Raw genomic sequence first — 12,018 nt, forward strand, 5'->3', positions numbered from 1 at the left:
CGAGCGAGGGTAAATCATGAATATGCAAATGCTCACCGAGCTGGCCGAGAAAGGCGAAATACGTGAGCTGGAGTTGCTGTCCCTGGAGGGCGGTTTCTATATCGCTCGCATCAGGCTGGAGCACGTCGAGGCGACGTTACTGGACGATCACGGCAAGCCGATGCGCATTGGGTCCACCACGCATTTACGCGACCTGTTGCAGCGGGTTCCGCCGTTTCCTTGCGTACTGGTGCAACACTGCGTTCACGATGAAATGTGCGGCACGCGTGAAGGGCCTATCGGTGCGTTGCGCGTTCCGTTTTCGCTGGCGGCGACACTCTAAATGCTGGCTCCCCTCCCCCGTGGTATGGGCGGCCTGGGAAGGCAAGCCGTTTACACCGTACGGGTGACCTACGCGGCTCGGTCCACGCGGTCCTGAACAGCCTCGACCAGCAGCAGGCCCAGTTCAATCATTTGCTCAATGGCCAGGGCCAGGTAGCGCTGTTGAGAGGGCAGGCTTTCGACGAACTCGTGGGTCATGGCACCTGCACCGGCGATGGTTTCGTAGGCGTTGGCGAGCAGCGCTTGAGTGTCGATTTCGGGACGGACGCTGAACAGTTTTACGGCAGGGTTGCATGAATCAGTACACATCTGTTGATCCTCGTTAGGGACCGCATACCAGAGCTACTAAACAATGGGTGGCGGCTGTACGCAGGTTAGTAGACCGGCGAATCAACGAAACCGGCGCGCCCGAAGACGCCCTGCGTGCAGCCACCATAAGAGCAGCTGTACGCCGTTGATCGTATCGGGCTACTAAACCCGACCGCTGATGGGCAGCGGCTGACGAACCTTAAAGAGGTCGCCCAAGGCGCACAACTCGGACGAGTCTGATCGTTATGTAGGCAATGCCGCAAGGTTAAAACCCATGCTCAAAGCGTGAAGAAATTGAAGCTTTTGGCAACAAATAGCCGTTGAAGACCGTTTGAATTCAATCTACCACCCACATCATTCTCGATAGCCCCACCCCACCAAAAATGCATACGCAGGTTTAATCATGACTCAGCCATTGACCGCTTTCGATCTTGTTGACCTGCTCGACAGCGAGGAAGCCATCCACGAATACCTTTCTCAGGTTATTGCAGAGGGTGATAAATCAGAGCGCCTAAGGGCTGCCGGTTTTGCGGCCAAAGCCCGTGAGAAAATTCGGGCAGAACTGGCGATGGGTGAGTCCAGTCGAGAACCTCAGCCGTTCGACTCCGTGGCATTTAAGCAAAAAATGCCAAGTACTGGAGAGTGAGCCTTTTAAACCTCAACACCGCCCCTCTGCACCACCCACGCCAACGGCAACGTCACACACAACATCCCCGCCAACACCATCACCGCCACCGGCACGCCCAGCGCATCCCCCACTGCGCCAAACACCACCGGCGCCAGCGCGCCACCCCCAATCGTGCCGGTGTAGAACAGCGCAAACGCATGTTCGCGCTGGCCCGCGCCGGCAAGGTCGGGCACGGCGCCGTACAGCACCGAGGAGGTGCCATTCAGTACCAACCCCAGCAGCGGCAACATCACCATCAACCCGCTCAGCGGCAGATACACCGCCGCGACAATCAGCAGCGCGGTGCTGGCTTCGGTGATCCACACGGTCGTCATCATGCCGATGCGTGCGCCGAGGTAGCCGCAGAGCAGTTTGCCGAAGGCGCCGCCGATGAACAGCAGGGTCAGGGCCAGGCCGATGCCGGCGGTACCGGCGCCTTTGGCTTGCAGCAGAAACGGCAGGAAGGTGAGGAAACCCATGCGCACAGCGCTGTCGAGGGTGCCCATGAGGATCAGCGCGCGCAGGCCGGTGGCAGAGCCGTTGCCGCTGAGGGGCTTGGCTTTTTTCGTGACCGTGGACGCGGATACCTGGGTGGGGATAAGCCACCACAGCAGTCCCGCGGCCGCCAGGCCGAGCAGCCCCAGAGCGGTGGCGCTGGCCTGCCAACTGACCACGGTGAGCAGTAAGCCTACCAGGCCGGGGATCAGGGTTTTGCCGATATCGCCAGAGAAGTTGTACTGCGACAGGGCCTGCTTGACCCCGCCGCCCTCTTCATAGGCATCAGTGATCATCGAGGAAGCCAATGGATGTTGAGTACTGGCGCCGAGCCCACCGAGGAGCAGCGCGAGCAACAAGAGCGTCAACCCGGTGGCTTGGCCCACCAGCAAATAAGCGACGCCCGCGAGCGCGGTACCGCCGATCAGCATCGGTAACCGCCCCCAACGTTTGGCGGCGCGGCTGGCCATGAGTTGACACACGGCCATCGCCCCGGAGTAGGCACCGCGTAACAGGCCGACCTGAGCATAGGACAAGGCAAATTGCGCCTGCCAGATCGGCAACAGGACGTAGATGACATCGGTCAGGCCATCATGCACGGCGTGGGCGCTGCAACCGGCGATCAACGCACGGCGGCGGCGGGACGTTTCGCAAGCAGGCAAAGCGACAGTGTCGTTCATGGTGTAGGAATCAGCTCAGGTTTAAGGGGCTTCCAGCCGGTCAAGGCGATCAACAAGGTCAGCAATTGGAAAGCGATGATCAGCACCACGCAGCCGCCCCAGCCCCAGCGATCCCAGATCAGCGCCGGGACGATGGCGCCGCAACTGCCGCCCAGGTAATAACAGGTGAGATACACCCCGACAGCGCCCGTCTTGTTATCGCGCGCGGTGGCGGTGATAAACGCATTGGCGGCAGCCTGGGCCAAGAACACGCCGGTGGAACTGAGCGCCAGGCCCACTACGATGCACCACAGGGACGGCAGCAGGGTCAGGGCCGAGCCACTGACACCCAGCATGGCAGCGACACTGAGCAGTTCGGCGTGAGGGCGAGCTTTGCTGAGGCGCCCGGCGATGGGGATCACGAACAGGGCCAGCAGAAAGACCATGTAAAGCGTCCCCAACGCCGCCGGCCCAAGGTTGAATGGCGGCAGGCCCAAGTACAAACCTGCGTAGGTAAACGCCGCGACTTGCGAAAACAACACGCAGAAACCTACGGCATAAGCGGCCAGCAACGGCCGGCGAAACCCACCTGACGAAGAGCCTTTAGCCTGCTCGGTGCGTGGGCGGTTGTTGGCCGGCAACAAAAACTGGATAAAACCGCCGACCATCAAGCTCAGCACCGCGAGCAACTCAAAGGCTTCGCGCCAGCCTACATATTCGGTCATCACGCCGGTGACGAAGCGCCCGGCGAACCCACCCAATACGGTGCCTGCAACATACAAGCTGGTGACTTCAGTCACCGTGCCGCCCTGCCAGCGATCGCCGATGTAGGCCACGCTTGTGGCGAACACCACCGGAATCAACATGCCTTCGATCAAGCGCCACACCAGCACTTCGGCGAAGCTGTCTGCATAGGCCGTCATCAACGCCGGCACCGCCAACAGCAGCGCAGCCACGGCGATCACCGTGCGCTGTTCGAAGCGCCCGGTCAGACGGCTGACAAACGGCGCCGTGACGGCCACCGCCAGGGTGGTGACGGTAATGCTCCAGCCCGCGACCTTGGCGCTGATATGAAAGTACTCGGCAAACGTCTGGAGAATGCTCTGGGTCGCATAGAGGTTGAGAAACGCCGCGCAGCCACACAGGAACAGGGCAAGGCGGGCACAATGCAGGCGCGGTTTCATGAAAGCTCTCGTTTTATTTTGTGACGCTTTTATAGAATGAGCGGCATGATCGTGACCAATACCGTTTTCCGACCGATCAATACCCAAGGACCAGGATGCTCGACCTACGCAAGCTGCGTTACTTTCTGACGCTCGCCGAAGAATTGCACTTCGGCCGCGCCGCCCTGCGCCTGCACCTCGCCCAGCCGCCGTTGACCCGGCAGATTTCAGCGCTGGAGGCAGAGTTGGGCTTCAAGCTGTTCGATCGCACCAGCCGCACGGTGACGCTCACCGCCCAGGGCCGCTCGTTCCTGCCCTACGCCCGTGGCGTGTTGGAACAGGTTGAGTTGGCACAGGTGATCGCCACTAAATTGGCTGCGGGCACGGCCGGGCAACTGGCGTTGGGCTATGTGAGTTCAATCGCCCTGTCGGACCTGTTCAGCCAAGCGATCCAGGCCTTTGCCCAGCGCTTTCCCGATGTGCAACTGACCCTGGTGGAATGCGCCTCCGGCAGCCTTGGTGCGCAAGTGGCCGACGGGCGGCTGGATATCGGCTTGAGCCGGCTGTTGCCGCAAAACGACGCGGTGCAAGCGCTGTCGTTGGGCGAGGAACGCTTGGTGGCAGCGGTGTCGAGTGACAGCCCGTTGGCCAGCCAGGCCGAAATCAGCCTGGCGCGGCTCAGCGCATTTCCGTTGATTCTGTTCCCGGCCGATTACGGCTCGGGGCTGAACCAGTCCATCGAGCAGTTGTACCGCCACCACGGCGTGCCCCTGTACGCGGGGCCGACCGGGCGGCAGATCACCTCGATCATTGCGCTGGTGGCAGCCGGGCAAGGAGTGGCGCTGGTGCCGGCCTGTACGCAAAGCTTGATGAACAAGGGGGTGACGTATCGGCCACTGGTGGAGGTGGATGCCTGTGCAAAGTTATTGGTGCTGACGCGCAAGGAGGAGTCGAACCTGTCGGTCCAGGCCTTTATGGCGGTGATCGATGAGGTAGCTGCAACGCCAGCAAAGTCTGAATGCACCCACAAATGAGCACCGTAATACTGTCAACCCGTTAGCCGTGAGAGTGAGATACCCGCAATGCTTGAGCCTGAACAATCCACCCCCAAACCCGTACTGCGCCAGGTGGTCGGTTGGGTGCTGGTTCTGCCCTTCCTGGTCTCATGGGTGAGGCTGCCATTTCCCTTTGGCCTGTTCCTGGCGCTGGGAGTGATTGCAGCGTCGGCCTATGGCGTAAGGTTTGCCTGGCACCACGCCAGTCGACGCGTGACGATGTTCGCGCTGATAGTCACTCTGCTCAATGCCGTTTCATGGGTCATGCTGAGCACCGCCTCAGTACTCATGGCGCTCTACATGCTCGCGCGGCTCTACTGGTGGCCGTATTTCGCCAACTGGCTTTACTGGAATTTTTAGTCTCAAGGCGAATTTGACCGCAAGAAGCGCAGTTTCCAGACACGCCGATGGCGCTACAGTAGCGCTGAACCTTTTAACGCCGCCTGTCGAGGAGCCCACTCATGCGCTACGAATACACACTCATGCCCTCCCCCGTCGGCGAGCTCACCCTGGTGGCGCGCAATGGCAAGCTCAGCGCCATCCTGTGGGAATGCGAGCGCGCCAACCGCGTACGCCTGGGTGAATTGCATGAGGCCAATCACAACCCGGTGTTGCTGGAAACCAAGCGCCAATTGCACGAATACTTCGCCGGCAGCCGTCACCGGTTCGAGCTGGAACTGGACTTCACCGGCACCGATTTTCAGAAATCGGTGTGGCAGGCATTGCTGACGATCCCTTTTGGCGAAACCCGCAGCTACAGCCAGATCGCCCAGCAGATTGGCAACCCGAAAGCCGTGCGTGCCGTGGGAGCCGCCAATGGTCGCAACCCGATCTCGATCATTGCTCCGTGCCATCGGGTGATCGGCGCGTCAGGCGGGCTGACCGGATTCGCTGGCGGGCTGGAGGCCAAGCAATACTTGCTCGCGCTGGAAGGCGGCGGCCAGGCCGAACTGGTGTTCTGAAACGCGCCGCGGCAAAAACGTCCCCTTTGTTCAGGAGACCAGTTGTAAAAAGAAATTTCAGCACTGCGCTGCGGTCCATCACTTCATCACCTCCCCTTAAGGAAACCGGTCATGAAATTCTCCGCAGTCTCACAATCCCTGTCCCGCTGGGCTGGCAGTGCCCGGACGTTCTACGCGGCCGTCGCGCTGATTTTCCTGTGGAGCCTGAGCGGGCCGTATTTCCACTACAACGACACCTGGCAACTGATCATCAATACCTCGACCACCATCATCACCTTCCTGATGGTGTTCCTGATCCAAAACACGCAAAACCGCGATAACGACATCCTGCACATCAAGATCGATGAACTGCTGCGCGTGTCCAAGGACGCGCAAAATGCCGTGTTGAGCCTGGACGGCCTGGACCGCAAAGAACTGGAAAAGCTACGCCAGGAATACCGCAGCATTGGCAAAACCGGCAGCGTCAGCCTGAACAGCAGCTGCGGTCACGCTGCCGACGATGCGGCCCCCACCAAGACCGATTTGAACCAGGCATGAAAAACGGCGGTTGGATCAGCTCCAACCGCCGTTTTTCCTAAGCAGTAAAGGCCTCAACCATCGCCTTGATGACCTTTGCCGTAGGTGGATGCCAGGGCACGAGCCTTTTGCAGGCGCTCTTCCAGCTTGGGCAGCGTTTCATCCACCAGCGCTTTTATTTCCGGGACATCGGAAGCGGCGCCTTCGCGCTTGAACAGGGCGATGGCCTCTTCGTTTTCCTTGACCTGTTGTGCGGTGTAGGCGGCGTCGAAGGAGTCACCCTCCTTGAGTTCGGGCATCAGGGTTTCAGCTTTGTCGACGATCTTCTCCCGTGGGGCCACCGGCAAGTCGAGCTTCTTGGCAATCGCCGCCAAATGTTGGTTGGCCAGGGTGCGCTCGTTGATCACCTCGATGGTGTAGTCCTTGATTTCCTGGGACGAGGTTTTGGCGTGGGCCATGCGACTGGTCTCGATATCGGCCATACCTTTGGCCGAAGCCTGCTCGATGAACTCAGCAGGCGACTGGGCGAAAGCATTGCTGGCGCCGAGGCCCAGCAGCATCGCGAAACTGGCGGTGCGTAACCGGATAGCCATGCGGCTCATGATGGGTTCCTCCAGGGCAAAAATAGGTGCGGGGGGAATACACCCCACCCTGGATTCGAATTTTCCGGGCGGCAAAGGTTTAGAAAAAACTTGCCGTTGCGACGAACGGTCGTCGCCACCTCAAGCCGGTTTGCTGCCAAACAGCCCCGGTAACGCATGGGCCAGGGCGTTTATAGCAAAGCCGATGAACATCACGCCGCACAGTCGGGTGATCAGGATTTCATGGCGTTGATACACCGTGCGCACCCGTTGGGCACCCACCACACCGATCAGAATGGCATAGGCCAGCAGGCCACCGACGAAGCTCAGGAAGATCAACGACGGCAGCATCGACCACGTCAGCAACTCGGCACGACTGGAGAGCAGCGCAGTGAACGTGGCCACGGCCACCGGGTAAGCCTTGGGGTTGGTCAGGCCGAACACAATACCGTGCCAGAACGGATGGCGCGCCGCGCCCTGGGGGGCATCGCCGTTGCGACGCTGGGTCCGAATCGCGCGCCAGCCGAGCCAGAACAGGTACAGGCCGCTGAGCACGCCCAGCACATCGAACGCGCTGCTGCCGACTTCCCGCGCGCCGACAATCGCCACCAGCGCGGTGCTGCACCACAGCACATCGCCCAGCAGGTGCCCGCAGAGGAACCCCGCCCCGGCCCGGCGACCACGGGCGGCGCCGATGCCGAATACGGCCAGTACCCCCGGCCCCGGCGTAATCCCGTAGATAAAACCCGAAGCGAGCACAGCGAACAGCAAGGAAAGGGTCATGGGCGCGACTCTGACAGAGGATGTGGAGGTGGCTGGATTCTGCACGTTCCAGTACTAAGGGTAAAACTTCATGCCGACATAGGGTTTGTCGCGGCAGGCTTGCAGGCGCGAGGCCAGGTCGCCCACATGGGCTTCAAGCTTGTGGCCGTCGGGGTCGAGAAAATAGAACGAGGCGCCTTCGCTGCGGTTGTCGCGCCACGCCTGTACGTTGGCGGCGCACAGGCGCTCGACCAGTGCGGTGAAATTTGACGCTGCGACGGTAAACGCAGCGTGGGTGTAGTCGGCCGCCGGATTCGAGTCGCGTAAAGGATCGAGGGACAAACAGAGCCATAGGCCCGGCAATGACAAATAGGCGCCGCTGTCCCAGGTGGCCTCCAGCTTCAGTTGCAACAGCCCATGGTAGAAGCTGACGCTGCGAGGCAGATCGGTGACGGCCAGGGTCAGGTGGTTGAGGCCGGTGAGCATGTTGTTTCGTCCCTGTTAGCGGTGGTTTTCGGACAATACACCCTGCATTTGGTCTTTCAACCACTGCAACCCCGAATCCCCGCCCCGCCGCCCATGCCACACCAGCTCAAAGGCAAACGAGGGAATAGGAAACGGCGGCGGCACGGTCAGCAGGTGCTGATGGTCGATGTTGAGCAACCCCCGCGATGACACCGTCAGGATCAAGTCCGTGCCGCGAATCAACTGCGGTGCCACGCCCCAGTGCGGCAGGCTGATCGCCACATGCCGCCGCTCACGAATCGCCGTCAATGCGCGCTCGATTTCCGGCGTGCCGCTGCCCCGCATTTCCAGCAACACATGGGGCCGCGACAGGTAGGTAGGCAAGTCGAGGATGCCGCTCTCCGGCAGGCTGTCGCGGTCCACCAGGCAGGTGTAATGCTCTTCGAACAACGGCGAGCTGCGCAGTTCGGCGGGCATGTCGGGGAACACGCCAGCGGCCAGGTCGAGGTCGCCATTGAGCACGCCCTCCACCATGCCTTCGCGGCTGGCCTGGACAATCTGCAGGTCGATACCCGGCGCTTCGTGACGCAAGGTTCGCACCAGCCCCGGTAGGAAAATCGCCGCGCTGTAGTCCGACATCGCCACGCGAAACCGACGCTTGGCCGAGGCTGGGTCAAACTGATTCGGTGCCAGCAGTGCCTGCACCTGGGCCAGGGCCTCGGCCAACGGAGTCGCCAATTCCAGCGCGCGGGCAGTCGGCACCAACGTGCCTCCCTGGCGCACCAGCAAGGGATCACCGAGCACATCACGCAAGCGCGCCAACGCATGGCTGACCGCCGGCTGGCTCAGGTGCAGGCGCGCCGCCGCACGGGTGACGTGCTGCTCGGCAAGCAAGGCGTCGAGGATCACCAACAGGTTGAGGTCGATGCGCCGTAGATCATTCATCAGCTGCATGTCTGGCATAAGGAATTGGAATTTAAATTTGCATGACGAATAGCCTAGAGTCCAGCAAAACCTCTGGGAGATTCGACATGACGACGTTGCATTGGGCTGGTTTGTTGCTATTGGCGGTGATCGCCGGGGCGGTGGTGCCGTTTCAAAGTGCGATCAATGCCAACCTCGGTCGCGGTCTCGGCCACCCGCTGTGGGCGACGCTGGCGTCGTTGCTGGTGAGCATTATCGTGCTGCTGCCGGTGATCGTCGCACTGCGCCTGCCGTTGCCGAACCTGGCGTTTATCAGCAAGGCACCGCTGTGGATGTGGGCCGGTGGCGCATTGGGTGTGTGCTTTATCTCGCTGGCACTGATACTGCTGCCCAAGCTGGGTGCATCGGGGTTTATCGCCCTGGCCATGGCCGGGCAGATTCTAGCGTCGCTGCTGCTGGATCACTTCGGCCTGTTTGGCCTGGTAGAACGGCAACTGACCACGCCCCGGGTGCTGGGAGCGCTCTTGTTGATAGGCGGCGTGGCGTTGATCCAGTTCAGTGCCACACCCGCCCGCACACTGGCGACGGCAGGCTGATCCGCACGGGTGCACAGGGCTCAGGGTGTATCGCGAGCCAGTCGATTGATCTCGGCCTGTTCCACCACCGCTTGCGGCGCGCCGTTACGCACCGCCGCCAGCATCGCCCGCCCCACGGTCTCGGTGCTGACCACCCAGCCCGGCTTGATCCCACGCACCACCGACAGCAACGGCCCGAGCACCGTGTAGAACAACTGGTACAACGGCGTCTTCGAGCGCACGCCATGCAAGGGTTGGATCACCCCCGGCCGGAACAGGTACACCGCCTTGAACGGCAGGCGCAGCAAGGCGTTCTCGGTCTTGCCCTTGACCCGCGCCCACATCGACTTGCCCGCCTCGGAACTGTCGGTACCCGCGCCGGACACGTAGATAAAGGTCATCTGCGGATTAAGCCGAGCCAGGGTACTGGCGGCGACAAGGGTGAGGTCATAGGTGAGGTGGGTGTACTTGGTTTCATTCATGCCAGCCGACGAAACGCCGAGGCAGAAGAAGCAAGCATCAAAACCTTGCAACAGGTTTTCCAGGGGTTGGAAATCCAGCATGTCGCTGTGCAACACCTGATGCAGCTTGCCGTGCTCCTGGGCCAGCGGCGTGCGGCCGACGGCCACGACTTCCTGCACATCCGCGGCCAGCAGGCACTCACGGAGGACGCCCCGGCCGACCATGCCGGTGGCACCGAATAATAAGACTCTCATAAGGTTTTACCTTCAATGGCCTGCCATCAACGGCACGCTAAAGACAAATACACTAACAGCTTGTAGCGTGCTGCCAGTAGCTTAGCGCCCAAATAGGAATCGTCCGTTCTTGAAACGCACCACCACCCCGCCCGAGCTTGCAGCGCGGCCCTCCTTGCCCAAGTCGGCATCAGCCGCTATTTGCACGCGGCATCGGCGCAAGGCTCAGGCGATGGGGCGATCATGGTGTTCAACACCCGCGCACCGTTGATTTTGCAGGGGCGTATCGGGTAGAGACGTTGATGCTCAATCACTTCGTCGCGCCCACGGGGCGGCTGAAGACGATGAGTGGGGGCATGGCGAGCCTGCTGGTGACAGTTAAGAGATAGAACGAGCAAACAGTGACCTGTGGCGAGCGGGCTTGCCCTAATGCCGTTCAGTTAAGGTTTTTTTGTAGGAGCGAGGGGGACGCCTAGTTCTTGCTCGCGAAGAACTCACAGACGCCGCGTTCATTCAGGAAACACGCGTTATCGTTGACGTTTTTCGCGAGCAAGCCCCCAAAACCAGGCACCGCGGTGTGTCAGTTAAAAACACATCGCCTGTAATGGGGCCGCTTCGCGCCCCAACGCGGGGCAAGCCCGCTCGCCACAAGAGGTGGGCTTGCCATACCAAGCCCGCTCGCCACAGCAGCGTCGCTTGCAATGTTTGATTTGTGTCAGCCGGCCCGCCCGGGCCTTCTGCATAATGGCCCAAGTGTTTATCATGGCCGGCTGCTACGTCTGGTTTCCCGTTGACGGGAGGTTGCTGGCCAGGCGCTTATTTCCAGGAGTTGCTGCATGACCTTTTCTTTGGCCGCCAAACTGTCGGTGTTGCTGGTGTTTATCGGCAGCACGCTGTATGTGCATCTGCGCGGCAAGGCCCGTTTGCCGATGTTGCGTCAGTTCGTCAACCATTCGGCGCTGTTCGCCCCGTATAACGCCTTGATGTACCTGTTCTCGGCGGTGCCGTCCAAGCCGTACCTGGACCGTAGCAAGTTCCCGGAACTGGACGTGCTCAAGGACAACTGGGAAGTGATCCGCGAAGAGGCCATGCACCTGTTCGACGAGGGTTACATTCGCGCCGCTGAAAAGAACAATGACGCCGGTTTCGGTTCGTTCTTCAAGAAGGGCTGGAAGCGTTTCTACCTCAAGTGGTACGACAAACCGCTGCCATCGGCCGAGGCGCTGTGCCCGAAGACCGTGGCATTGGTCAGCAGCATTCCCAACGTCAAGGGCGCAATGTTTGCGCTGTTGCCCGGCGGCAGCCACTTGAACCCGCACCGCGATCCGTTTGCCGGGTCCCTGCGTTATCACTTGGGGCTGTCCACGCCGAACTCCGACGACTGCCGCATCTTTGTCGACGGCCAGGTCTATGCCTGGCGCGACGGTGAGGACGTGATGTTCGACGAAACCTACGTGCACTGGGTCAAGAACGAGACCGAGAAGACTCGCGTGATCCTGTTCTGCGATATCGAGCGGCCGTTGAGCAACCGCCTGATGACCCGCATCAACCGTTGGGTCAGCCAGCAACTTGGGCGCGCCACGGCACCGCAGAACCTGGATGATGAACGCGTCGGCGGCATCAACCAGGCCTACGCCTGGAGCAAGTCCTTCAGCGACAAGTTCAGCGGTGTGGTCAAGCAGTGGAAGCGCAAGCACCCGAAGGCTTACCGCATTGCGCGGCCGGTGCTGGCGGTGGTCGTCCTGGTACTGCTGTGGAAATGGCTGTTCGGCTGATCTGATGTGGGAGGGGGCTTGCCCCCGATGGCGGTGTGTCAGGCTAAATATTTTTGCCTGATCCACCGCTATCGGGGGCAAGCCCCCTCCCACA

Annotated in this window: 16 protein-coding genes; 8 read left to right on the forward strand and 8 right to left on the reverse strand. The window is 60.9% G+C overall.

What is annotated here, in order from left to right; genetic code table 11:
- The first annotated feature begins 16 nt into the window (after positions 1-16).
- Entirely contained in the window at positions 17-322 is a 306-nt protein-coding gene (locus A7317_RS07400; RefSeq protein ID WP_024073962.1) for a DUF6482 family protein, read from the forward strand.
- A 68-nt stretch (positions 323-390) separates the two neighbouring features.
- Here the strand turns inward: A7317_RS07400 and A7317_RS07405 are convergent, their stop codons facing one another.
- Positions 391-630, reverse strand: a complete 240-nt coding sequence (locus A7317_RS07405) for a DUF6124 family protein (RefSeq protein WP_024073961.1) — start codon at positions 628-630, stop codon at positions 391-393.
- Between the two features lie 403 nt (positions 631-1,033).
- Here A7317_RS07405 and A7317_RS07410 point away from each other — a divergent pair, with 403 nt between their 5' ends.
- A complete protein-coding gene (locus A7317_RS07410) occupies positions 1,034-1,276 on the forward strand; it encodes a hypothetical protein (protein WP_024073960.1) in 243 nt (80 codons plus the stop codon).
- A gap of 5 nt (positions 1,277-1,281) precedes the next feature.
- On the opposite strand, the gene A7317_RS07415 is transcribed toward A7317_RS07410, so the two are convergent.
- On the reverse strand, positions 1,282-2,472 hold the full coding sequence (locus tag A7317_RS07415; protein WP_069075479.1) for an MFS transporter: 1,191 nt from the start codon (positions 2,470-2,472) through the stop codon (positions 1,282-1,284).
- Positions 2,469-3,635: an MFS transporter gene (locus A7317_RS07420; RefSeq protein ID WP_069075480.1), complete on the reverse strand. Its 1,167-nt coding sequence runs from the start codon at positions 3,633-3,635 to the stop codon at positions 2,469-2,471. Before A7317_RS07420 ends, A7317_RS07415 begins: the two co-directional genes overlap by 4 nt.
- Before the next feature lie 95 nt (positions 3,636-3,730).
- Here A7317_RS07420 and A7317_RS07425 point away from each other — a divergent pair, with 95 nt between their 5' ends.
- The 4 genes from A7317_RS07425 (at position 3,731) to A7317_RS07440 (ending at position 6,168) form a co-directional block, all read left to right on the forward strand.
- Positions 3,731-4,648 (forward strand): LysR family transcriptional regulator, encoded by a 918-nt coding sequence (locus A7317_RS07425; RefSeq protein WP_069075481.1) that lies wholly within the window; start codon positions 3,731-3,733, stop codon positions 4,646-4,648.
- Between the two features lie 48 nt (positions 4,649-4,696).
- The gene (locus tag A7317_RS07430; RefSeq protein ID WP_024073956.1) at positions 4,697-5,029 is read left to right on the forward strand and encodes a hypothetical protein; all 333 of its coding nucleotides are present in this window, start codon (positions 4,697-4,699) and stop codon (positions 5,027-5,029) included.
- 101 nt (positions 5,030-5,130) lie between these two features.
- Positions 5,131-5,631, forward strand: coding sequence for a methylated-DNA--[protein]-cysteine S-methyltransferase (locus A7317_RS07435; RefSeq protein ID WP_069075482.1), 501 nt, complete (start codon positions 5,131-5,133; stop codon positions 5,629-5,631).
- A gap of 111 nt (positions 5,632-5,742) precedes the next feature.
- Complete coding sequence (locus tag A7317_RS07440; RefSeq protein ID WP_024073954.1) at positions 5,743-6,168, forward strand: low affinity iron permease family protein; 426 nt, start codon at positions 5,743-5,745, stop codon at positions 6,166-6,168.
- 53 nt (positions 6,169-6,221) lie between these two features.
- Here the strand turns inward: A7317_RS07440 and A7317_RS07445 are convergent, their stop codons facing one another.
- The 4 genes from A7317_RS07445 to A7317_RS07460 all read right to left on the reverse strand — a co-directional run bounded on the left by A7317_RS07445 (position 6,222) and on the right by A7317_RS07460 (position 8,909).
- Positions 6,222-6,749, reverse strand: coding sequence for a DUF4142 domain-containing protein (locus tag A7317_RS07445; protein ID WP_024073953.1), 528 nt, complete (start codon positions 6,747-6,749; stop codon positions 6,222-6,224).
- A gap of 120 nt (positions 6,750-6,869) precedes the next feature.
- Positions 6,870-7,511, reverse strand: coding sequence for a LysE family translocator (locus A7317_RS07450; RefSeq protein ID WP_024073952.1), 642 nt, complete (start codon positions 7,509-7,511; stop codon positions 6,870-6,872).
- 54 nt (positions 7,512-7,565) lie between these two features.
- On the reverse strand, positions 7,566-7,976 hold the full coding sequence (gene fos, locus A7317_RS07455; RefSeq protein ID WP_069075483.1) for a fosfomycin resistance glutathione transferase: 411 nt from the start codon (positions 7,974-7,976) through the stop codon (positions 7,566-7,568).
- 15 nt (positions 7,977-7,991) lie between these two features.
- Positions 7,992-8,909 (reverse strand): LysR family transcriptional regulator, encoded by a 918-nt coding sequence (locus A7317_RS07460; RefSeq protein WP_420492576.1) that lies wholly within the window; start codon positions 8,907-8,909, stop codon positions 7,992-7,994.
- A 77-nt stretch (positions 8,910-8,986) separates the two neighbouring features.
- Between A7317_RS07460 and A7317_RS07465 the strand changes: the two genes are divergently transcribed.
- Complete coding sequence (locus A7317_RS07465; protein ID WP_024073949.1) at positions 8,987-9,475, forward strand: DMT family transporter; 489 nt, start codon at positions 8,987-8,989, stop codon at positions 9,473-9,475.
- Between the two features lie 20 nt (positions 9,476-9,495).
- Here A7317_RS07465 and A7317_RS07470 read toward each other — a convergent pair whose 3' ends face one another.
- Positions 9,496-10,170 carry an NAD(P)H-binding protein gene (locus tag A7317_RS07470; protein ID WP_069075485.1) on the reverse strand — a complete coding sequence of 225 codons (675 nt, stop codon included), beginning with the start codon at positions 10,168-10,170 and terminating at the stop codon, positions 9,496-9,498.
- A gap of 815 nt (positions 10,171-10,985) precedes the next feature.
- On the opposite strand from A7317_RS07470, the gene A7317_RS07475 reads away from it, so the two are divergent.
- Positions 10,986-11,924, forward strand: a complete 939-nt coding sequence (locus A7317_RS07475; protein ID WP_024074067.1) for an aspartyl/asparaginyl beta-hydroxylase domain-containing protein — start codon at positions 10,986-10,988, stop codon at positions 11,922-11,924.
- Positions 11,925-12,018 lie beyond the last annotated feature (94 nt).

Origin of the sequence: Pseudomonas fluorescens (genome assembly GCF_001708445.1) — a bacterium.
In the GTDB taxonomy this organism is placed as follows: Bacteria; Pseudomonadota; Gammaproteobacteria; order Pseudomonadales; family Pseudomonadaceae; genus Aquipseudomonas; species Aquipseudomonas gorinensis.